The following is a 20,145-nucleotide window of genomic DNA, read 5'->3' on the forward strand; positions in this document are numbered from 1 at the left end:
CCCGAAGACGGAGCCCTTCCTTCGCAGGGCGGTGGCATTCATCCGTCGGGCCCTCCTTGCATCCGCGACAAACGGCAGCTTACTCGCTCCAGCCCGCGCGACCGGCCAGCCGCTCGATCAGGAAATCCATGAAGATCCGCGTCTTCGGCGTCAGCACGTTGCTGCGCGGATAGACCAGCCAAAGCACCGAGCGGTCGTTCATCTTCCACCCGGGGAGAACCCGGACCAGCCGGCCCGCGGCCAGTTCATGTGCGACGTTCCAGAGCGAGTTCATCGACAGCCCGGCCCCCGCGAGGGTCGCCTCGCGCTGCGCATCGCCGTCATCCACGATGGTGCGGCAAATCATGTGGCCCGGGTCCAGCAGGGCGGTTTCTCCGACGGCGCTCACCAGGTCCCGCGGTTCGAGAGTGCTCCAGGCGATGAGCCGGTGGCCCGCCAAGTCGGCTGGCGCGGCCGGAGTACCATGGGCTTCGAGATAGCCCGGCGAGGCGCAGAGAACCCGGGTGTCGTCGGCAAGCTTGCGCCCCTTGAGGCTGCTGTCGCTCAACGGACCGCTGCGCAGGGCGAGGTCGAAGCTGCCCTCGATCGCGTCGAAGCGCGTGTCGGACAGGCGCAGGTCGAGCGTGAGATCGGGGTAGAGTTCGTGGAACTCGGGCAGCAGCGGCATGATGTGCAGCTGCGCGAAGCTGCTCGGCGCGGCGAAGCGCAGCGTGCCCTTCGGGCCGGCGCCGCTTCCCCCGAGGGCCGCGCGGGCCGCATCCGTTTGGGCGAGGATCTCGCGGGCATAGGGCAGGAAATCCGAGCCCTCCAGCGACAGCGAGACCTTGCGGGTGGTGCGCCGCAGAAGTTCAACGCCCAGCTCCTGTTCCAGCTTGGCAAGGCGCGCGCTCGCGACGGCGGGCGCAAGGCCCAGCTCGCGCCCCGCGGCGGAAATGTTGAGCCGCTCGGCCGCCATCACGAAGAGGCGCAGATTGTCGGTATCCATTTTATACGATTCCGGAAAACTGAATGCTTATTGCCGCCGGTTTCTGCCGGGTTTGCAAGGAATATGTCTGGGTCTCGCGACAGGAACACGGCCGGGCAATTCGATGCCGACCGCCGGGTTCGACTTCAGGAGGTGCGGCTTCCGGTCGGACACGGAGCACCTGCGGCGCTACCTGACCGAGATCCGCGATCTCGGCATCAACCACGTTGCGCTGAACCTCCGGTTCAACGGAGCGGATATCGAAGACACCATGCAGCGGCTCGCCGACGAGATCCTGCCGGACTTCCACAGCTGAGGAGATCCCCATGCCCAAGACCATCCTGATTACCGGCGCGACCGATGGCATCGGCCTGATGACCGCGAAGACGCTCGCCACCGAAGGCCATACCGTGCTGCTGCACGGGCGCAGCGCCGAGAAGCTGGAGGCCGCGGCACGAGAGGTCGGCGGTGCGCCCGAAACCTTCCGTGCCGACCTGTCCCGGCTGGAGGAGGTCGAGGCCTTCGCCGAGGAGATACTCGCGCGCCACGACAGCCTCGACGTGCTGATCAACAACGCTGGCGTCTTCAAGACCGCGCAGACGCGCACGCCCGACGGGCTCGACACCCGCTTCGTGGTCAACACCATCGCGCCCTACCTGCTGACGAAGCGGCTGCTGCCGATCATCCCCGCGACGGGCCGCGTGGTGAACCTGTCCTCGGCGGCGCAGGCCCCTGTGGACGTCGCGGCGCTGCGCGGTGAGCGCGGCCTCGACCACATGGCGGCCTACGCGCAGAGCAAGCTGGCGATCACGATCTGGACACGGGAGATGGCAAAGGACAACCCGGAGGGGCCCGCATTCATCGCCGTCAATCCGGGGTCGCTGCTGGCCTCGAAGATGGTCAAGGAAGGCTTCGGTGTCGCGGGCAACGACCTGTCGATCGGGGCCGACATTCTGCGCCGCGCCGCGCTGTCAGAGGCGTTCGCGGATGCGTCGGGTCGCTATTTCGACAATGACAGCGGAGACTTCGCCGAGCCCCATCCAAGCGCGCGAGACGCGGCTCGGGTGGCCGAGGTGATGACCGCGATCCGGGATCTCGCGGACAAGAACTGACGCGCTCGACTTCCCCATTATACTTTGCAGCCGAAAACTGAAATCAGGATCGCCCTGATTATACTTCAAACAACGAAAGCGTATTTCGGAGTCAACGCAACCATCATCCGGAGCTTCCGATGAAGACGATGATCCTGAACGACTACGGCCCCGACGCCGCCTTCACGCCTGCGGAGATCGAGCGCCCGGCGGTCAAGCCCGGCCATGTCCTCGTCCGCGTCAAGGCGACGAGCGTCAACACCGTCGACACGATGATCAGGGACATGGGCAGGGACCTGCCCCTGTCGCCCGATCTGCCCGCCATCCTCGGCATGGATTTCGCGGGCATCGTCGAGGAGCTGGGCGACGGCGTCGAGGGCTTCGCCGTCGGCGACGAGGTCTATGGCTGCGCGGGCGGCCTCGCGGATCTTCAGGGCGCGCTGGCCGAATACATGCCGGCCGATGCGCGTCTGATCGCACACAAGCCGAAATCGCTGAGCATGCGCGAGGCCGCGGCGCTGCCGCTCGTCGGCATCACCGCGTGGGAAGGTCTGCACCGCGCCGGGGTGGGCCGTGGCCAAAAGGTGCTCGTGCATGGCGGGGCCGGCGGCGTCGGCCATGTCGCCGTGCAGCTGGCGCGGCATCTCGGCGCCGACGTGTGGTCGACCGGCACCGGCGAAGCGAAGCTGACGGCGATCGAAAAGTTCGGGGCGACGCCCATCGACTACCAGGCCGAAACGGTCGAAGCCTATGTCGCCGCCCATACCGGGGGTGCCGGGTTCGACGTCGTCTTCGACACGGTCGGTAGCGAGAACATGACCAATTCCTTCGCGGCGGCGGCGCTGAACGCGCAGGTCGTCACGACCGTCGCCCTGCTGGAGCTCGACCTCTCGCCCGCGCATTTCAAGGGCCTGTCGCTGCATATCGTCTTCATGCTGCTGCCGATGCTGCACGATGTCGGGCGCGAGGCGCATGGCGAGATCCTCGCCGATCTCGCGAAGCTCGTGGATGCGGGGGCCGTGAAGCCGCTGCTGGACGAACGGCGCTTCGGTCTGTCCGAGGTTGGCGACGCCTATGCCCGGCTGAAGAGTGGCCAGGCCATGGGCAAGGTGGTGGTGAAGATCTGATCACCCGATAGAGCCAAGGGCCGGTCGCCCGCGCAGGGCGCCCGGCCCTGCTGCACGCTTGGCCCCCGGTTGTATTCCGGACCGGCTCGGCTCACTGCGCGCTCGCCATCGATATGCCGTCGGCGATGAGGATGAGGTCGGCGAAGCCAGCGTTCCGTCGCCGTGCAGTCAAAGGGCCACATCAAACCTTCGGACCGCAATGAACCAGGAATGTTTGGACGCAGTCGGTGATGTCGGCATCCGGATCGGCCTCTACCTCCGCGCCGATCAGGAACAGCGGACAGAACAGGAAGTGGCTCACCATCGACAGCAGCTGACTTGCTGCGAAGCGGGGCTCGGCCTTGCGCAACATGCTGGTCTGTTCAGTGAGCCAGTTCGCCCAAAATCAAACACAGCCACCCGAGGATCATCATCCATTCGAGCTTGCCGGGTTTTGGGCTCTGCCGAGCGATACTGACAACAGGTGGAACAAACTCCGCCTCCGCGCGCTAGGGCCCAGAGAAAGCAGGCCAGCGCGAGAGCGGGCCTCCTGCCCGGTTGCCTCAGCCCGAAAGTCAATCCATGTCCGGCCAGTCCTTCATCGCCAAGCCGGTCACGCAGGTTCTCGCCCCGCTCTCCGCCGCCGAGGCGGCACCGGCCCTCGCCGCCCTCGCCCCGCGCGGCGGCGTGCTGGCGATGCTCACCGGGATTGATGGCAGCTTCTACCGCCCGCTCGGCGCGGTGATGTCCTTCCCCGACGGCGCGGCCCCGGTCGGCCAGCTGTCCTCGGGCTGCATCGAGGGTGATCTCGCGCTGCAGGCCGCCGCGGTCCGGCGTAGCGGCCGCCCCCGAACTCTGCGCTACGGCAAGGGGTCGGAATTCATCGACATCCGCCTGCCCTGCGGCAGCGGCATCGACGTGATGCTGCAGCCGGTCGATCCCGGCCCGGCGCTGGACGCACCGTTGGCCGATCTCGAGGCTCGGCGCCAAACCCGGCTGCGGCTGGACGGCCTGCCCGTGCTGCCGCTGCACCCCGATCCGCGCATGCTGGTGGCAGGCGAGGGCCCCGAGGCCGCGACCTTCGTCGACCTCGCCCGCACCGCCGGCTTTCCCGCCGAACGCGTCGACCGCATCGATCCCGCCGCGATCGACCGCTTCACCGCCGTGGTCCTGTTCTTCCACGACCACGACCGCGAACCCGACCTGCTGTCGGCGGCGCTCGAAAGCCCGGCCTTCTGGATCGGCGCGCAGGGCAGTCGCCGGGCGCAGGCGCGCCGCCGGGCCGCGCTGGCCGCGGCGGGCTTCGGCGCGGTGGCGCTCGACCGGCTGCGCGGCCCGATCGGGCTCATCCCCGGCACCCGCGATCCGCGCGCCCTCGCCGTCTCGGTGCTGGCCGAGATCGTCGAGGCCGCCGGATGCATCCCCGACGACCCCCGGCCTTTCCTTCGACCGGACGGGCCATAGCTCGTCCAGCAACCGCAGCCGGCCGCCCTCTCCCGGGCGGCGCCACGTGCCCGAGGAGCCCCCATGCAGACATCCCTGACCATCAATGGCGAGACGCGGCAACTCGACCTCGACCCGCGCACCAGCCTGCTCGACGCGCTGCGCCACCATCTCGGCCTGACCGGCAGCAAGAAAGGCTGCGACCACGGCCAGTGCGGCGCCTGCACCGTGCTGATCAACGGCCGCCGGGTGAACGCCTGCCTGTCGCTGCTGTGCATGCATGAGGGCGACGAGGTCGTCCCCATCGAGGGGCTTGGCCAGCCGGGCGCGCTGAGCCCGATGCAGCAGGCCTTCGTCGAAAAGGACGGCTACCAGTGCGGCTACTGCACCCCGGGCCAGATCTGCTCGGCCACCGCGATGCTCGAGGAGATCGCCCAGGGCTGGCCCAGCCATGTCACCGCCGATCTGGAGGCGCGGCCCGAACTGACCACCGAGGAGATCTCCGAGCGGATGAGCGGCAATCTCTGCCGCTGCTCGGCCTATCCCAACATCGTGGACGCGATCCGCAAGGCGGCAGGAGAGACGGCATGAGGCCCTTCGACTACCACCGCGCCACCGCCCCCGACGACGCCGCCCGCGCCGCAGCTTCGGGGGGCACCTTCATCGCCGGCGGCACCAACCTCGTCGACCTGATGAAGCTCGAGGTGATGGCGCCCGAGCGGCTGGTCGACATCACCCGGCTCGACATGCGCGGCATCGAGGAGACCGGCGATGGTGGGCTGCGCATCGGCGCGCTGGTCTCCAACACCGACCTCGCCAACGACGCGCGCGTGCGGCGCGACTGGCCGGTGCTGAGCCGGGCGCTGCTTTCGGGCGCGACCCAGCAGCTGCGCAACAAGGCCACCACAGGCGGCAACCTGCTGCAGCGCACCCGCTGCCTGTATTTCTACGACCGCGCCATGCCCTGCAACAAGCGCGAGCCGGGCTCGGGCTGCGGCGCGATGGAGGGCTTCAACCGCATCCTCGCCGTGCTCGGCACCTCGGATCACTGCATCGCCACCCATCCCAGCGACATGGCGGTGGCGATGATGGCGCTCGGCGCCGAGGTCGAGATCGCGCGGGCCGGCGGCAACACCGAGCGGCTGCCGCTCGACGATCTCTACCTGCTGCCCGGCGACACACCCGAGCGCGAGACGGTGCTCGCGCCGGGCGACCTGATCACCGCCGTGATCCTGCCCGCCCCGGTCGCGGGCCGGCAGAGCTACCGCAAGGTGCGCGACCGCGCTTCCTACGCCTTCGCGCTGGTCTCGGTCGCCGCCGTCGTGGCGGTCGAGGACGGCAAGGTCGCGCGTGCCGACCTCGCCTTCGGCGGCCTCGCGCCCAAGCCATGGCGCGACAAGGATGTCGAGGCCGCGCTGCTGGGCCAGCCGCCCTCCGAGGCGCTGTTCGACAAGGCCGCCGACATCCTGCTCGCCAAGGCGCAGGGCCACGGCGCCAACGACTTCAAGATCCCGCTGGCGCGCCGCGTGCTGAGCGCCGTGCTGACCGAACTCACCGAAGGAGCCGCGGCATGACCGAGCAGTTCAAGATGGACGCCCCCGCCACCGACCGGCGGCTCGACGGCATGGCGCAGGGGCTGGTTGGCGCGCCGCTCGACCGGCCCGAGGGGCCGCTCAAGGTGTCGGGCACCGCCACCTATGCCGACGAGTACAGGCTCGAGAACCTTGCCCACGGCATGCTGGTCCGCGCGCCCGGCAACAGCGGCCGGGTGCGGCTTGCCAACCGCGACGCGGTGGCGGCGATGCCCGGCGTGCTGGCGGTGATCCACGATCCGCGCCTGCTGCGCAACCCGGCGCAGGGCACTGCCAACAAGGCCCCGGTGCAGGATGCGAACGAGGCGCATTACCTCGGCCAGCCGGTGGCATTGGTGGTGGCCGAAAGCTTCGAGCATGCCCGCCACGCCGCGCATGCGCTGAAGATCGAACTGGAGGGCGGCACGCCTCGCCCGGTCGACCCCGAAACCGCCGCCATCGAGCCGCAATCCTCCAAGGGTCTCGACCAGGGCGATCTCGATCGCGCCATGACCGAGGCCGTGCACGCTGTCGATGTCACCTACCGCACGCCCTCGCATTCCAGCGCGCCGATGGAGCCGCACGCCTCGATCGCGCAGTGGGACGGCGAGAACCTGACCCTGCGCGGCAGCTACCAGATGCTGAAATACAACCGTAACGAGCTGGCGGACGCGCTCGGCATCCATCCCGACCGGGTGCGCATCCTCGCGCCCTATGTCGGCGGCGGCTTCGGCTCCAAACTCGGCCTCGCCCCAGAGGCGGTGGCCGCCGCCATCGCCGCGAAGGAAACCGGCCGCCCGGTCTCGGTGGCGCTGACCCGGCCGCAGGTCTTCGAGACCACCATGCGCCGCTCCGAGACCCGCCAGCGCATCCGTCTCGCCGCCGATGCCGAGGGGCGCCTGGCCGGGATCGGCCAGGCGGCGCTGGTCTCCAACCTGCCCGGCGAGGTGTTCGCCGAGCCGGTGCTGCAGGCCACGCATTTCCTCTATGCCGGCGAGAACCGCCGCCTGTCGCTCGACCTCGCCCGCGTCCACCGGCTCTGCGCCGGATCGGTGCGCGCGCCGGGCGAGGCGGTCGGCATCACCGTGCTGGAATGCGCGATGGACGAACTGGCCGAGGCCGCCGGGATCGACCCGGTCGAGCTGCGCCGCCGCAACATTCCCGAAAAGGACCCGGAATCCGGCAAGGAGTTCTCCTCGCGCCGCTTCCGCGAGGCGCTCGACAGCGGCGCCGAGGCCTTCGGCTGGTCCGACCGCCCCGCCACCCGCAGCCGCCGCGAGGGCGAATGGTGGATCGGCTACGGCATGGCCTCGGCCGCGCGTGTCAACGTGCTGATGGAATCGCGCGCCCGCGTCACGCTCGCGCCGGACGGCAGCGCCAAGGTCGAGACCGACATGACCGACATCGGCACCGGCACCTACGCCATCCTCGGCCAGATCGCGGGCGAGATGCTGGGCCTGCCGCGCGACCGCGTCGAGGTGGTGCTGGGTGACACCGACCTGCCGCCCGCCTCCGGCTCGGGCGGCTCCTGGGGCGCGGCCTCGAGCGGCACCTCGGTCTACGTCGCCTGCCAGGCGATCCGCGCCCAGCTCGCCGAGCGACTCGGCGTCGCCGAGACCGAGCTGACGCTGAAGGACGGCCAGGCGGTGTTCGACAACCGCACCGAGACGCTGGCCGAGATCCTCAAGGGCGACGAGATCGCCAAGGAGGGTCACGTGCTGCCCGGCGACACCTCCAAGGCGGTGCGGCAGGCCACCTTCGGCGCCTATTTCGTCGAGGTGGCGGTGAACGGCGTGACCGGCGAGACGAGGGTGCGGCGCATGCATGGCAGCTTCGCCGCGGGCCGCATCCTCAACGCCAAGACCGCCCGCTCGCAATGCCTCGGCGGCATGATCTTCGGCATCGGCATGGCGCTGACCGAGGAGCTGGCCTTCGACGACCGCGACGGCCATGTCGCCAACCACAACCTCGCCGAGTACCACATCCCGGTGAACGCGGACGTGCCGCAGATCACCGTCGAGCTGCTGGAGGAACGAGACGACTGGGCCAGCCCGCTGCAGGCCAAGGGCATCGGCGAGCTGGGCATCTGCGGCGCGGCGGGGGCGATCGTCAACGCGATCCACAACGCCACAGGCGTGCGTGTGCGCGATTTCCCAGCGACGCTCGACAAGGTGATTGCCGGGCTCTGAGCCGGGCTCGAAGGTTCTCGGCGGTGCGCGAGGCCTCCGGCTTATCGATATCGAGCAGCCGTGGGCGGCGGGTCATGGCCTTGCCGCTCATGGCGCGCTTCCACGCGGCATCGCCCGTACCCCGTCATGCGCCGCGCCTGAAAGGGAATCCGCCGAAAATCTTTCGACGCCGCCCGCGATTCTGCAGGGGTTGTCGAAAGGGGCCTTCGGAACGGTCCGACCGGCTACTGATGGCGAGGATATCGGGAGCATGGTGCAGAATGTCGCTCCCGGCAGTGCCGCGGGGCGCAGGATCGGCACTCGATGCAAGGCACCTCCTGCGCCCGGCGGATCCGTCGTGACAGCGCGCCGGGGCCTCAGGCGGTCCCGGCGCGGCGCAGCATCCCGGCCACCGCGCGCACCACGCGGTACTGGCCTTCCTGGGCGATGCGGAAATCCTCGCCGCCCACCGTCTCGTCGGCGGCCTCGGTGATCAGCGTCACCGGGTAGAGCGCCTCGGAGGTCGCGCTCACCGTGAAGGGGATGCAGCCGGCATGCACCTCGAAGCTCTCGGCACCGACATAGCGGCGGTAGAGATCGAGCATGCGGCGGTTCTGCGCGGCGAGTTCGGGAAAGCCCTCCAGCGCCTCGAGCCCGGCGCGCAGAACCGTGCGGGCGAGGTCCTCATGCGCCGGGTCATGGCGCAGGATCAGGAAGAAGCCCTTGGGGATGGTCCACTGCCCGAAGCCGCGCGGGATGTAGCCGGTCAGCGGCCGGGTCCATTCATGCGAGGGGTAGCCGTGCAGGTTCACATGCACCTCGGCCGGCAGCCGCGCATGGGCGAGGTCGCGGATCGCGCTCTCGTGGCGGCCCGCGCCGTGGCTGAGATCGGCGCCGCTCGCGGTGTAGCGGGCGGCGTGGTGCATGTGGCGCGGGTTGTCGGCGCAGAGCTCGCGGAAGAGCGCGTATCCGTCGGGGTTCTCGAGCGGGTTGAGCGTGAAGCTCACCTCGCCCTGGGCGGCGAGGTCGCGCCCGGCGCGCAGCGCGCCGACCATGGGCGAGCTTTCATTGGCGTGCTGACCGGCCGAGATGGCCAGCCGCGCCGGGCCGGAGCCCGCGACATGCCGCCCCTCGACCGGCCGGCCCTGCCGCGAGGTGGCGGCGTAGGCGTCGCCGCCGAGCGCCGCGAGATGCGCCGCGATCTGCGCCGGGTAGAGCCACTGCGTCGCGGCGTCGAGCGCCGGGCGGCCGGGCTGGTCGCGGTCGAGCTCGGGCCGCGCGGCGGTGCTGCGGATCTCCAGCCGCGGCCGCGCACCGCGCCGCACCAGCGGCACCACCTGCCCCGCCTTGACCGAGCGCTGGCCCGCCGCGAGGCCCAGCCGCTGCTGGAAGATCTCCAGCGCGGTGAAATAGATCTCCTCGTGCATCGCCTCTGCCAGCGACACGACCTCGGCGCCGACCGGCAGCACCTGGTCCTCATAGGGCAGCTCGACCGCCACCTCGAGCCGGTCGAAGAACGGCCCCTCCGGCTCATCGGCCGAGAGCGGATCGAGCGGCATGGCGCGCAGATGCGCGCAGACCGCTTCGAAGATCGCCTCGTATTCGGTCGGCAGCGCCCGGCCGCCCTGCCCGTCCTCGATCCAGCCGCAGGCGCCGAGCGCGCGGGCGCCGTCGTCGAGATCGCGCCAGCGGACCGGCACTTCCACCTCGGTGCGCCTCGCTTCGGTCTCGACCAGGTAGCGCGGCAGGCCATCGCCCGCATGGGCGCGCGGCCGGAACTCGATCTCGCAATGCGAGACCAGCGCGTGCAGCGGGTAGCATTCCAGCCGGAACCGGTCCTCGGGGCAGCCCTCGACCACCGGGTAATGGATCACCGCCCGCGCCGCGTGCGCGAGCAGCCCATCCTCCAGCACGTCGTGCAGGAGCGTCTTGTAGGCCGAGCGGACGCGCAGCTCGCGGCCCTCGGCCCGGGCGCGGGCCTCGGCGGCGCGCCGCGCGGCCGGCCCCTCGAACAGCCAGGCGGTGCGGGTGTCGTCGGGCAGCGCGTCGAGCGTGCGATCGAAGTCGCGCGCCGTCATTTCGTGGCTCCCAGCGGGTCGAGCCGGTCGCGCAGCCAGTCGCCCAGCAGGTTCAGGCCCAGCACGGTCAGCATGATCGCGAGGCCGGGGAAGACCGTGACCCAGGGCGCGGTCTGGATGTAGTTGCGCCCGTCGGCCAGCATGCCGCCCCAGCTCGGCACCAGCGGGTCGATCCCGAGGCCGAGGAAGGTGAGGCTGCTTTCCAGCAGGATGTTGTTGGCGACGTTCAGCGTCGCGAGGATCACCAGAGGCCCCATGGCGTTGGGCAGGATGTGGCCGAACAGGATCTTGCGGTTGGGCAGCCCGTAGCTCTGCGCCGCCTGCACGAACTCGGCCTGGCGCAGCGACAGCACCGAGCCGCGGATCAGCCGCGCGTACTGCACCCATTGCGCGACGATCATCAGCAGGATGATCCGGTCGAGGCCGGGGCCGATGATCGCGATCACCGTCATCGCCAGAAGGATGAAGGGCAGCGCCAGCTGGATGTCGGCGAAGCGCATCAGGAACATGTCCCACGGGCCCCGGTAGTAGCCCGCGAAGAGGCCCACCACCGTGCCGATCACCACCGCGCCGAGCGCCGAGACGATGCCCACGAAGAACGACACCTTGCCGCCCACCACCACGCGGGCGAGGATGTCGCGCCCGAGCGGGTCGGTGCCCAGCGGATGCTCCCAGCCCTGGAACGGCGCGGCGAGCCGCGCGGTCAGGTCCATCGCCCGGCCGCCCTCGGGAAACAGCACGGGCGACAGCAGCACCGCGCCGCCGATCAGCGCCACCAGCACGAGACCGGCGACGAACTCGAAACTCTTGAAGCCGGTCATGGCGTCACTCCAGTCGGATACGGGGGTCGAGCAGCATGTAGGTGAGGTCGACCAGGAGGTTCACGGCGACGATCATCACCGCGAGGATCGAGATCACCGTCTGCAGGATCGGGTAGTCGCGCTGCGCGATCGCCTCGATCGCCAGCGTGCCCATGCCGGGCCAGTTGAACACCAGCTCGACCACGACGAGGCCGCCCATCAGCGAGCCGAACTGCAGGCCGAGATAGGTGACCAGCGCGATCGAGCTGTTGCGCAGCGCGTGCTTGTAGATCACCGCGGTCTGCGACAGCCCCTTGGCGCGCGCCACCATGATGAACTGCGAGGACAGCACGTCGAGCATTGTGGTGCGCACGATGCGCAGGTTGGTCGAGGTCAGGATCACGCCGATCGTCACCGCCGGCATGATCAGCGACGCAGGCCCCATGAAGCCCGAAGGCGGCAGCCAGCGCAGCGTCACCGAGAAGATCAGCACCAGCATGATGCCGAGCCAGAAGTTCGGGAAGGACAGCCCGGCGAGCGACAGCACCCGCACCAGCTGGTCCCCGAAGGAGCCGCGATGCGTGGCGGCGTAGATGCCGAGCGGGATCGAGATGACGAGCGACACCGCGAGCGAGGTCAGCGCCAGAAGCAGCGTGGCGCCGAGCGCGTCAGAGACCAGCGGCCCGATCGCGCCGCGGAAGAAGCTCGCGCCGAGATCGCCGGTCAGGAGTCCGGTGATGAAGTCCCAGTACTGCACCAGGAAGGGCCGGTTCAGGCCCAGCCCCTCGCGGATCCGGGCGAGATCCTCCGGGGTCACGTTCGCGGATTCGCGCAGCATCATCACCGCCGGGTCGCCGGTGAGACGGATCGCGAAGGAGACGAACAGCGTCACCGCGACCAGCACGAAGCCGGCCTGGATCACGCGCTTGAGGACGAAGGAGAGGATGGGCAAGGCGGCCTCCGGGCGTATGCGCCGGCGCGGGGGGATGCCCCCGCGCCGGCCGGGTGGTCTTACTCGGCGACGCCGACCTCGGTCAGGCGCAGCCGCTTGTCGGGCGCCGGCACGAAGCCCTCGACCCGGTCGGCCACCGCGTAGACGGTCTGCTCGTTGTAGAGCGGGATGTGGTAGGCCTCCTCATGGGCGAGGTTGGCCACCTCCTGCAGGATCTCCTCGCGCAGCGCCTGATCGGGCGAGCTGCGCTGCTCGTCGAGCAGTTCGTTCATCTCTTCCGAGGTGCCGTAGGGGTTCCACTTCTCGCCCTCGTGGTAGGAGAGATAGGCGGTGTTGTCGAAGTCGAAGGTCCAGCCGCCCCAGCTGAACTGGAACATCTCGTTGGTCCGGCCCTGCGGCACGATCTCGTTGAGGAAGACGCCGTCCTCGATCGGGTTCAGGCCGACATTCAGGCCGACCGCGGCGAAGAAGCCGGTCAGCGCCTGCGCCACCTCGTTGAAGGTCGAGTTGCCGGCCCGGTAGTCGATGGTCATCTCGGTGCCCGGCGCGACGCCGGCTTCCTTCAGGAGCGCCATCGCCTGCTCGGGGTCGAAGGGATAGCCCTCGAGCTCCGGGTCATGGCCGAAGGACAGCTCGCCCTGCAGGCTGGCGATCGGCGTGCCGCGGCCCGCGAGGAAGGCGTCGATCAGCGCCTGCTTGTCGACCGCCATGTTGAGCGCGCGGCGCACCCGCACGTCCTCGGTCACCGCGTCCTTGGTCTTGAGCGCGAGCGAGTAGATGGTCGGGCCCGAGACCGCGACGATCTCGGCGTTGTCCGAGGCCTCGATGGTCGGCACCGCCGAGAAGGCCACGTCCGAGACGATGTCGACGCCGCCCGACTGCAGCTCGGCCAGGCGCGTCGCGTCCTCGCGGATGAAGCGGAACACCAGCTTGTCGAGTTCCGGCGCGCCCTCGAAGTAGTCGGGGTTGGCCTCCAGCTCGATCCGCGCGCCCTGCTCGTAGCGCACGAACTTGAACGGGCCGGTGCCGACCGGGTTCATGTCGAAATGCTCCTGGCCCATCTCCTCGATGTAATCCGGCGGCACGATCATCGCGCCGTAGCCCGACAGCTTGGTCAGGATCACCGGGTCGGGCTGGGCCATCTTGAACTCGACGGTGTGCTCGTCGACGATCTCGACGCTCTCGACCGTGGTGTAGTTCGACTGCTGCGGGCCGGCGGCGCCGACCTCGCCCAGCAGGCGGTCGAAGGTGTATTTCACCGCCTCGGCGTCGAAGGGCTCGCCGTTGTGGAAGCTCACGCCCTGGCGCAGGTTGAAGCGGATGGTCATGCCGTCCTCGGAGACCTCCCAGCTCTCGGCGAGGCCGGGCTGCAGCTCGAGGTTCTCGTCGCGGCGCACCAGGCCGTCATAGATGTTCGAGGCGACCGAGCCCCAGGCCACCAGGAAGGTGTCGGTCGGGTCCCAGTTGGCCGGGTCCTGGCGCTGCGCCACGGTGAGCGTACCCTCGGCCAGAGCGGGGGCCGCGACAAGCGCGGTCGAGGCGGCGAGCGCCGCGGTCAGCAGGCGCGTGTGGAGTGTCGTCATGATGCGATGCCTTCCCTGTATTGTTCGAAGTTTTCGTGGTTGTCGGCCAGCAGGTGGCCCGGCGCGACCTCGACGAAGCCGTGGCTGCGCCGCGGATCGCCGACGGCCCGGACCGGGCTCGGGATGTCGCCCGTCAGCGTGACGCGCTCCGGCGGACGCGTCGGGTCCATCACCGGAACCGCCCGCAGCAGGCGCTTCGTATAGGGGTGTTGCGGGTTCTCGAAGATCTGGCGGCGGGTGCCCATCTCGACGATCTCGCCCAGATACATCACCGCGACACGGTGGCTGACCCGCTCGACCACCGCCATGTCGTGGCTGATGAACAGGTAGGCCAGCCCGCGCCGGGCCTGGATGTCCATCATCAGGTTGATCACCTGCGCCTGCACGCTGACATCGAGCGCCGAGACCGCCTCGTCGGCGATGATCAGCCCCGGATCGACCGCCAGCGCCCGGGCGATGGCGATGCGCTGACGCTGCCCGCCCGAGAACTCGTGCGGGTAGCGGCCGGCATGTTCGGGCCTGAGCCCGACCGAGGTCAGAAGCTCGGCCACCTGAGCGTCGGCGTCCTTCAGCAGGCCATGCGTCGCCATCGGCTCGGTCAGGCTCTGCTTCACCGTCTTGCGCGGATTGAGCGAGCCGTAGGGGTCCTGGAAGATGTACTGGATCTCGCGCTTGAAGCGCTGGCGCTGCGTCGGGTCGAGCGACAGGATGTCGGTGCCGCGATAGAGGATGCGGCCGGAGACGGGCGCGACCAGCTGCTGCAGCGTCTTGCCGACCGTCGACTTGCCCGACCCGCTCTCGCCCACCAGCGCCAGCGTCTCGCCGGGATGGATCTCGAAGCTGACATCCTCTGCGGCGTGGACGCGGTGGCTGACCCGGCCGAAGAAGCCCGAGGTGATGTCGTAGCGCGTCGTCACCTTCTCGAGCCGCACCAGCGGCTCGCCACGCTCGGGCGCGGGGTGGTCGCCGGCCTCGGCCGCCGCCTGCCCCGGCAGGTCGAACTTGCGCGGCGCCTCGGCGCCCTGCATCGCGCCGATCTTCGGCACGGCGGCCATCAGCGCGCGGGTGTAGTCGGCCTTGGGCCGCAGGATGACCTCCTCGGCGGGGCCGGCCTCGACCATCTCGCCATGCCGCATCACCACGATCTCGTCGGCCATCTCCGAGACCACGCCCATGTCGTGGCTGATGAAGATCACCGAGGTGCCGAATTCCTCCTGCATGTCGCGGATGATCTGCAGGATCTGCGCCTGGATCGTGACGTCGAGCGCGGTGGTCGGCTCGTCGGCGATCAGGAGGTCCGGTCGGCACGACACCGCCATGGCGATCATCACCCGCTGGCGCATGCCGCCCGAAAGCTGGTGCGGGTAGCGGTCGAGCTGGGCGCGGGCGTTGGGCAGCCGCACCAGCTCCAGAAGCCGCGCCGCCTCGTCGCGCGCAGCCTTGCCGCGCAGCCCGCGATGCAGCTTCAGCGCCTCGCCGATCTGGCTGCCGATGGTGAAGACCGGGTCGAGCGAGGTCATCGGCTCCTGGAAGATCATCGAGACCCGGTTGCCGCGGATCCGGCGCAGATCGGCCTCCGAGGCGCCGGTGATCTCGGTCTCGCCCGAGGGGCCGTTGAGCCGGATCGAACCGGAGGTGACGCGGCCGCCGGTGAACTTCAGAAGGCCCATCGCGGCCATGGAGGTGACGGATTTGCCCGAGCCGCTTTCGCCGACGATGGCGAGCGTGCCGCCGCGCGGCACCTCGAAGCTCAGCCCGCGCACCGCCTCGGTCGCGCCGAAGGCGATCGACAGGTTCTCGACGGTCAGAATCGGAGCGGTGGTCTCAGACAAGTCGGCTTCCTCCCGGCACGCCAGCGGCGGCCCTCCCAGATCGTTCGCCGGACGCTAGCCAAGCCGCGAGAGGTTTGCAAACATGTTACTGACAAATTGTCGATATTATCTTCTCATACCGAGGCGACGGACCGCGCCGCCTGGTCGTAAAGTCCTGACATTCCGCGTAGAACCGTCGCCAAGCGGCGCAACTCCTCGTTGTCGGATTCCATCGAGTGCAGCGTGTCGAGCAGGCAGATCTCGCGCAACTCGCGGTATTTCTGGCAGACCTCGGCCCCCTTCTCGGTGGTCGCGTAGTAGCGCTCCTTGCCGCGCCGCTCGCCGGCCACCAGCCCCTCGGCCACCAGCTTCTTCAGCGCGTAGGTGACGGTGTGCTGGTCCTCGATGTTGAGCACGAAGCAGATGTCGGACAGCCGCTTGGCGCGGCCGCGGTGGTTGACGTTGTGCAGCACCAGCACGTCGAGCGCGCCGAAGTTGGAATGCCCGACCACGGCGGCGAGGCAGCGGGTCATCCAGCGCCCGAAGGCGTTCTGCGCGACGATCAGGCCGTATTCGTACTCCGACAGCTCCCAGCCCTCGTGCTGCGCCAGATGCTCCGAGGAGACGATCTTCTGTGCCCGCGGGCCCTGTCCTTTTTGGTCGCGGCCCGTCCGTCCAGCCATGTCGACGCTCCCTTCCTGTTGCTTCATGCAAGCTGCAACGTCTTGTCCCGACATGCAATCTAGCGGATTCGATGCGGATCGATGTTGGCATTTTACCGATAAATTGTTGCTATTGCGACCGCGCCGGTCTAGCCTCGCCGCGACGCCGCCAATCCGGAGACCCGCCTTGGAGCTTCTCGCCGCACGCCCGCTGGCCGACCGGGCCGTCACCTTCGAGCTGGCCACAGAGGTCGGGGCCGAGGCCGCCGCCCGCGTCGGCGCCGCGCAGGCCCGGCTCTCGGCGCTGCTCGAGGCGGGCGAGCTGCCCGGCGCGCTGGAGCTGTCGCGCGCCTTCTGCGCGATCACCCTGCATTACGACCCGCTGGAAGGCCGCCAGGCCGGCCTCGTCGCGCGGGTCCGCGCCGCGCTCGAGGACACCGAGCCCGCTGCCGCCACAGGCGGGCGGCTCTGGCGCCTGCCCTGCCTCTACGAGGGCGAGGATCTCGACGATCTCTCCACCCGGCTCGGCATGGCCCGCGACGAGATCACCGCCCGCCACGCCGCGACCGAGCATCTCGTCCACGCCATCGGCTTCCTGCCCGGCTTGCCCTTCATGGGCGGGCTGCCCGACGGCTTTTCTGTGCCGCGCCGCGAGACGCCGCGCACCCGCGTGCCGCAGGGCTCGGTCGCCATCGCCAACGGCCTGACCGTGATCTACCCGTTCGAGAGCCCCGGCGGCTGGCACATCCTCGGCCGCTGCCCGGTGCCGCTCTTCGACGCGGCCCGCGACGCGCCGGCGCTGCTGTCGGCCGGCGACCGGGTGCGCTTCGCGCCGGTGGACCGGCCCGAGTTCGACCGCCTCGCCGCCGCCCACGCGGCCGGTACCGCCGATCCGGAAACCTACGCGGAGGCGGCAACATGAGCGCGCGTCTCGTCCTCACCCGCGCCGGCGCCCGCAGCCTCCTGCAGGACACCGGCTTTCGCGGCGGCCGCGGCACCGGCGTGCCGGCCGCGGGCGCGCTCGACCGCGACGCGCTCTACCTCCTGAACCGGCTACTCGGCAACGCGCCGGACGCCGCCGCGATCGAGGCGGCGCTGATGCCGCCGGCGCTGCGGGCCGAGGGGGGCGCGGTGCGGCTGGCGCTCGGCCCCGGCCTCGCCGGGCAGGTCTCGGGCGACAACCCGCGCCCGGTCGGCGCCTGGACCGCCTTCACCCTGCATCCGGGCGAGACGCTGGCGCTGAAGCTCGATCCGGGCTGCCCGGTGGCGCTGATCGGCATCGGCGGCGCGATCGCCCTGCCCCGCGCGCTCGGCAGCCACGCCACGCTGGCCCGCGCCGGGCTCGGCCCCTTCGGCCGGGCGCTTGGCGACGGCGACGCCATCCCGCTCGAGGCCGCAGCCACAGACCCGGGCGACACCACCTTCGCCGCCCCGCCCAGCCCCGCGACCGGCCCGATCCGCGCCGTGCCGGGCCCGCAGGCCGAGTGGTTCACCGAGGACGCCATGGCGACCTTCTTCGGCACGGACTACACCGTCGGCGCCGAGACCGACCGCATGGGGATGCGGCTCGAGGGGCCGAAGCTTGCCCATTCCGAGCGCGGTGCCGACATCGTCTCGGACGGCATCGCGCCGGGCGCGGTGCAGGTGCCGGGCAGCGGCCAGCCGATCGTGCTTCTGGCCGATGCGCAGACCACCGGCGGCTACCCCAAGATCGCCACGGTGATCGGCGCCGACCTGCCGCGCCTCGCCCGACTCGCCCCCGGCGACAGCCTGCGCTTCGAAGCCGTCACCGTCGAGCAGGCCGAGGACGCGGCACGCGCGCGGCGCGCCGAGCTCGACCGGATCGCGCAGGCCATCGTGCCCGCCAATGCCGGCCGGATCGACCCGCGCGCGCTGTGGCGCGCCAACCTCGCGGGCCAGGCCGTGGACGCGCTCTGCCCCGACCATTTCGCCGCCCACCCGGAACCGGAGGACCGCCCGTGAAGATCAACCTCAACGCCGACCTCGGCGAAAGCTTCGGGCCCTACGTCATCGGCAATGACGAGGCGCTGCTCGGCGTGGTGGGCGCGGCCAACATCGCCTGCGGCTTCCATGGCGGCGACCCGGTGGTGATCGCCCGCGCCATCGCCCGCGCCCGCGAGACCGGCGCCAGCATCGGCGCGCATCCCGGCCATGCCGACCTGCAGGGCTTCGGCCGCCGCGCCATGACGCTTTCGGAGGGCGAGTTGCGCCATTCGGTGCTCTACCAGGTCTCGGCGGTCGCCGGCATGGCGCGCGCGCTCGGCCACCCCCTCACCCACGTCAAGCCGCATGGCGCGATGAACAACCAGGCCTGCGCCGACCGCGCCATGGCCGACACCATCGCCCGCGCCGTGGCCGAGGCCGACCCGGACCTGATCCTGCTCGCCCCGGCGCTGTCGGAACTGGCGGCGGCGGGCGAGGCCGCGGGCCTGCGCGTCGCGCTCGAGGTCTTCGCCGACCGCACCTACGAGGCCGATGGCAGCCTCACCCCGCGCGCCCGGCCCGGATCGGTGCTGCATGGCCGCGACGAGGCGCTGGGGCATGTGAAGCGGATGATCGAGGCCAGCGGCATCGTCACCCGCGAGGGCGAGACGCTGAAGACGCCCTTCCACTCGATCTGCGTGCATGGCGACGGCGCCGAGGCGCTCGACACCGCCCGCGCGCTGCGCGAGGCGCTGGCTAGCTGGGGCCACGCGCCCGTCACCCTGCCCGAGTCGCTCGCCGGCTGACGTGCGGGGGCCGGCGGCGCCCGCGGCGCCGCCGGTATCGCTCAGCCCAGCCTGAGGTCGCGCGACAGGCCCGACAGGATCTCCGCCCCGCCCTCGCGCAGCACCACGATGTCCTCGAGCCGGATGCCGAAGCGGCCCTCGAGATAGATCCCCGGCTCGATCGAGAAGACGCAGCCTTCCTCGAGCACCGCGTCGCTGCTGGCGGAGATGTAGGGCGGCTCGTGCACGTCGAGGCCGAGCCCATGGCCGGTACGGTGCAGGAACCTCTCGCCATGGCCCGCCGCCTCGATCACGCCGCGCGCCGCGCGGTCGATCTCGGAGGCGCGCACGCCCGGCCGGGCGACCTCGAGCGCGGCCTGCACCGCGCGCTCGACCACCGTCGCCACCTCGAGGAACTCGGGATCGGGCGCGCCGCCGAACCAGCCGCAGCGGGTCATGTCTGACGGGTAGCCCATGTGGCGGCAGCCGCTGTCGATCAGCACCGCCATGCCCGGCGCGAGCCGGGTGTCGCCGGTGTGGTGATGCGGGTAGGCGCCGTTCGCGCCGAAGCCGATGATGGTGAATTCGGGCCGCGCGCCATGCGCCTCGTAATGGGCGTGGATCACCTCCTGCAGCTCGCGCTCGGTCATGCCCTCGCGCAGCGCGTCGAAGGCGGCGGTGACGGCGGCGTCATTGAGCCGGGCGCTGGCGGTGAGCGCCTCGATCTCGGCCGCGTCCTTGGCGGCGCGCAGGCGGCCCAGCGTGTCGGCGCTGAAGCGGCGGCGCGGGGCGGCGAGCGCGTCGAGCAGGCGCAGCGCGAAATCGGCGCGCATGGTCTCGTCGAGCACCACCGAAAGGCCCGGCCGGTCGGCGTCGCAGGCCACCAGCAGCGCGGCGAGCGCCGCGTCGGGCCCCTGGTCGTCGGACCAGCAATGCAGCGGCAGGTCGGTCACCTGCCGGGCGGCGCCGGCGTTGAGCGCCGGCATCAGGAAGCCGGCCCGGTCGGGGCCGACCAGAAGCATCACCGGGCGTTCGTCGCCATGCGGGTCGAGGCCGGTGAGCCACATCATGTGGCTCGACGGGCCGATCGCCACGAGGTCGGTTCCGGTCTGGCGCATCAGCGCCTGCAGCCGCGCCAGGCGGTCGGCATGGGGAGAGGTCATGCGGGGCGTCCTTTCGTGAAAAGG

The 20,145-nt window shown here is 70.4% G+C and carries 19 protein-coding genes; 10 read left to right on the top strand and 9 right to left on the bottom strand.

Features of this window, described 5'->3' with window-relative positions:
* Positions 1–79: 79 nt before the first annotated feature.
* Complete coding sequence (locus BLT43_RS09985) at positions 80–985, bottom strand: LysR family transcriptional regulator (protein ID WP_090112440.1); 906 nt, start codon at positions 983–985, stop codon at positions 80–82.
* Between the two features lie 103 nt (positions 986–1,088).
* On the opposite strand from BLT43_RS09985, the gene BLT43_RS09990 reads away from it, so the two are divergent.
* From BLT43_RS09990 to BLT43_RS10000, 3 genes are all read left to right on the top strand, one after another.
* On the top strand, positions 1,089–1,280 hold the full coding sequence (locus BLT43_RS09990; RefSeq protein ID WP_090112442.1) for a hypothetical protein: 192 nt from the start codon (positions 1,089–1,091) through the stop codon (positions 1,278–1,280).
* 10 nt (positions 1,281–1,290) lie between these two features.
* Positions 1,291–2,076, top strand: coding sequence for an SDR family NAD(P)-dependent oxidoreductase (locus tag BLT43_RS09995; protein WP_090112444.1), 786 nt, complete (start codon positions 1,291–1,293; stop codon positions 2,074–2,076).
* Between the two features lie 119 nt (positions 2,077–2,195).
* Complete coding sequence (locus tag BLT43_RS10000; protein WP_090112446.1) at positions 2,196–3,182, top strand: zinc-dependent alcohol dehydrogenase family protein; 987 nt, start codon at positions 2,196–2,198, stop codon at positions 3,180–3,182.
* A gap of 181 nt (positions 3,183–3,363) precedes the next feature.
* Here the strand turns inward: BLT43_RS10000 and BLT43_RS10005 are convergent, their stop codons facing one another.
* A complete protein-coding gene (locus BLT43_RS10005; RefSeq protein ID WP_090112448.1) occupies positions 3,364–3,534 on the bottom strand; it encodes a TetR/AcrR family transcriptional regulator C-terminal domain-containing protein in 171 nt (56 codons plus the stop codon).
* Positions 3,535–3,743: 209 nt separating this feature from the next.
* Between BLT43_RS10005 and BLT43_RS10010 the strand changes: the two genes are divergently transcribed.
* The 4 genes from BLT43_RS10010 to BLT43_RS10025 all read left to right on the top strand — a co-directional run bounded on the left by BLT43_RS10010 (position 3,744) and on the right by BLT43_RS10025 (position 8,364).
* Positions 3,744–4,625: an XdhC family protein gene (locus tag BLT43_RS10010; protein WP_090112451.1), complete on the top strand. Its 882-nt coding sequence runs from the start codon at positions 3,744–3,746 to the stop codon at positions 4,623–4,625.
* Positions 4,626–4,688: 63 nt separating this feature from the next.
* Positions 4,689–5,195, top strand: a complete 507-nt coding sequence (locus BLT43_RS10015) for a 2Fe-2S iron-sulfur cluster-binding protein (RefSeq protein WP_090112453.1) — start codon at positions 4,689–4,691, stop codon at positions 5,193–5,195.
* The gene (locus tag BLT43_RS10020; RefSeq protein ID WP_090112455.1) at positions 5,192–6,178 is read left to right on the top strand and encodes an FAD binding domain-containing protein; all 987 of its coding nucleotides are present in this window, start codon (positions 5,192–5,194) and stop codon (positions 6,176–6,178) included. Before BLT43_RS10015 ends, BLT43_RS10020 begins: the two co-directional genes overlap by 4 nt.
* Complete coding sequence (locus BLT43_RS10025; RefSeq protein ID WP_090112457.1) at positions 6,175–8,364, top strand: xanthine dehydrogenase family protein molybdopterin-binding subunit; 2,190 nt, start codon at positions 6,175–6,177, stop codon at positions 8,362–8,364. Before BLT43_RS10020 ends, BLT43_RS10025 begins: the two co-directional genes overlap by 4 nt.
* A gap of 356 nt (positions 8,365–8,720) precedes the next feature.
* Here the strand turns inward: BLT43_RS10025 and BLT43_RS10030 are convergent, their stop codons facing one another.
* From BLT43_RS10030 to BLT43_RS10055, 6 genes are all read right to left on the bottom strand, one after another.
* Positions 8,721–10,421 (bottom strand): M14 family metallopeptidase, encoded by a 1,701-nt coding sequence (locus BLT43_RS10030; protein ID WP_090112459.1) that lies wholly within the window; start codon positions 10,419–10,421, stop codon positions 8,721–8,723.
* Entirely contained in the window at positions 10,418–11,242 is an 825-nt protein-coding gene (locus BLT43_RS10035) for an ABC transporter permease (protein WP_090112461.1), read from the bottom strand. The genes BLT43_RS10030 and BLT43_RS10035 overlap by 4 nt, the downstream gene beginning before the upstream one ends.
* A 4-nt stretch (positions 11,243–11,246) precedes the next feature.
* Positions 11,247–12,173, bottom strand: coding sequence for an ABC transporter permease (locus tag BLT43_RS10040; RefSeq protein WP_242652269.1), 927 nt, complete (start codon positions 12,171–12,173; stop codon positions 11,247–11,249).
* 59 nt (positions 12,174–12,232) lie between these two features.
* Positions 12,233–13,756: an ABC transporter substrate-binding protein gene (locus BLT43_RS10045; protein ID WP_090112464.1), complete on the bottom strand. Its 1,524-nt coding sequence runs from the start codon at positions 13,754–13,756 to the stop codon at positions 12,233–12,235.
* Positions 13,753–15,588, bottom strand: a complete 1,836-nt coding sequence (locus BLT43_RS10050) for an ABC transporter ATP-binding protein (protein WP_207497494.1) — start codon at positions 15,586–15,588, stop codon at positions 13,753–13,755. The genes BLT43_RS10045 and BLT43_RS10050 overlap by 4 nt, the downstream gene beginning before the upstream one ends.
* Positions 15,589–15,701: 113 nt before the next feature.
* Positions 15,702–16,250, bottom strand: a complete 549-nt coding sequence (locus BLT43_RS10055) for a winged helix DNA-binding protein (RefSeq protein ID WP_207497496.1) — start codon at positions 16,248–16,250, stop codon at positions 15,702–15,704.
* A gap of 166 nt (positions 16,251–16,416) precedes the next feature.
* Here BLT43_RS10055 and BLT43_RS10060 point away from each other — a divergent pair, with 166 nt between their 5' ends.
* From BLT43_RS10060 to BLT43_RS10070, 3 genes are read left to right on the top strand one after another with little or no spacing between them, the layout of a single operon-like run.
* The gene (locus BLT43_RS10060) at positions 16,417–17,151 is read left to right on the top strand and encodes a 5-oxoprolinase subunit B family protein (RefSeq protein WP_207497499.1); all 735 of its coding nucleotides are present in this window, start codon (positions 16,417–16,419) and stop codon (positions 17,149–17,151) included.
* Entirely contained in the window at positions 17,148–18,212 is a 1,065-nt protein-coding gene (locus BLT43_RS10065) for a 5-oxoprolinase subunit C family protein (RefSeq protein ID WP_090112471.1), read from the top strand. The genes BLT43_RS10060 and BLT43_RS10065 overlap by 4 nt, the downstream gene beginning before the upstream one ends.
* Positions 18,209–18,979 carry a LamB/YcsF family protein gene (locus tag BLT43_RS10070; RefSeq protein ID WP_090112473.1) on the top strand — a complete coding sequence of 257 codons (771 nt, stop codon included), beginning with the start codon at positions 18,209–18,211 and terminating at the stop codon, positions 18,977–18,979. The genes BLT43_RS10065 and BLT43_RS10070 overlap by 4 nt, the downstream gene beginning before the upstream one ends.
* A 41-nt stretch (positions 18,980–19,020) precedes the next feature.
* Here the strand turns inward: BLT43_RS10070 and BLT43_RS10075 are convergent, their stop codons facing one another.
* A complete protein-coding gene (locus tag BLT43_RS10075; protein WP_090112477.1) occupies positions 19,021–20,121 on the bottom strand; it encodes a M24 family metallopeptidase in 1,101 nt (366 codons plus the stop codon).
* Positions 20,122–20,145: the final 24 nt, after the last annotated feature.

The organism is Limimaricola pyoseonensis (assembly GCF_900102015.1).
Lineage (GTDB): Bacteria > Pseudomonadota > Alphaproteobacteria > Rhodobacterales > Rhodobacteraceae > Limimaricola > Limimaricola pyoseonensis.

What these genes read in the sequence shown, in the direction of transcription:
- BLT43_RS10055 (WP_207497496.1), bottom strand. Translation starts at nt 16,250, where the DNA reads ATGGCTGGACGGACGGGCCGCGACCAAAAAGGACAGGGCCCGCGGGCA.
- BLT43_RS09990 (WP_090112442.1), top strand. Translation starts at nt 1,089, where the DNA reads ATGCCGACCGCCGGGTTCGACTTCAGGAGGTGCGGCTTCCGGTCGGAC.
- BLT43_RS10000 (WP_090112446.1), top strand. Translation starts at nt 2,196, where the DNA reads ATGAAGACGATGATCCTGAACGACTACGGCCCCGACGCCGCCTTCACG.
- BLT43_RS10075 (WP_090112477.1), bottom strand. Translation starts at nt 20,121, where the DNA reads ATGACCTCTCCCCATGCCGACCGCCTGGCGCGGCTGCAGGCGCTGATG.
- BLT43_RS10045 (WP_090112464.1), bottom strand. Translation starts at nt 13,756, where the DNA reads ATGACGACACTCCACACGCGCCTGCTGACCGCGGCGCTCGCCGCCTCG.
- BLT43_RS09985 (WP_090112440.1), bottom strand. Translation starts at nt 985, where the DNA reads ATGGATACCGACAATCTGCGCCTCTTCGTGATGGCGGCCGAGCGGCTC.
- BLT43_RS10010 (WP_090112451.1), top strand. Translation starts at nt 3,744, where the DNA reads ATGTCCGGCCAGTCCTTCATCGCCAAGCCGGTCACGCAGGTTCTCGCC.
- BLT43_RS10035 (WP_090112461.1), bottom strand. Translation starts at nt 11,242, where the DNA reads ATGACCGGCTTCAAGAGTTTCGAGTTCGTCGCCGGTCTCGTGCTGGTG.
- BLT43_RS10030 (WP_090112459.1), bottom strand. Translation starts at nt 10,421, where the DNA reads ATGACGGCGCGCGACTTCGATCGCACGCTCGACGCGCTGCCCGACGAC.
- BLT43_RS10015 (WP_090112453.1), top strand. Translation starts at nt 4,689, where the DNA reads ATGCAGACATCCCTGACCATCAATGGCGAGACGCGGCAACTCGACCTC.
- BLT43_RS10005 (WP_090112448.1), bottom strand. Translation starts at nt 3,534, where the DNA reads ATGTTGCGCAAGGCCGAGCCCCGCTTCGCAGCAAGTCAGCTGCTGTCG.
- BLT43_RS10065 (WP_090112471.1), top strand. Translation starts at nt 17,148, where the DNA reads ATGAGCGCGCGTCTCGTCCTCACCCGCGCCGGCGCCCGCAGCCTCCTG.
- BLT43_RS09995 (WP_090112444.1), top strand. Translation starts at nt 1,291, where the DNA reads ATGCCCAAGACCATCCTGATTACCGGCGCGACCGATGGCATCGGCCTG.
- BLT43_RS10020 (WP_090112455.1), top strand. Translation starts at nt 5,192, where the DNA reads ATGAGGCCCTTCGACTACCACCGCGCCACCGCCCCCGACGACGCCGCC.
- BLT43_RS10025 (WP_090112457.1), top strand. Translation starts at nt 6,175, where the DNA reads ATGACCGAGCAGTTCAAGATGGACGCCCCCGCCACCGACCGGCGGCTC.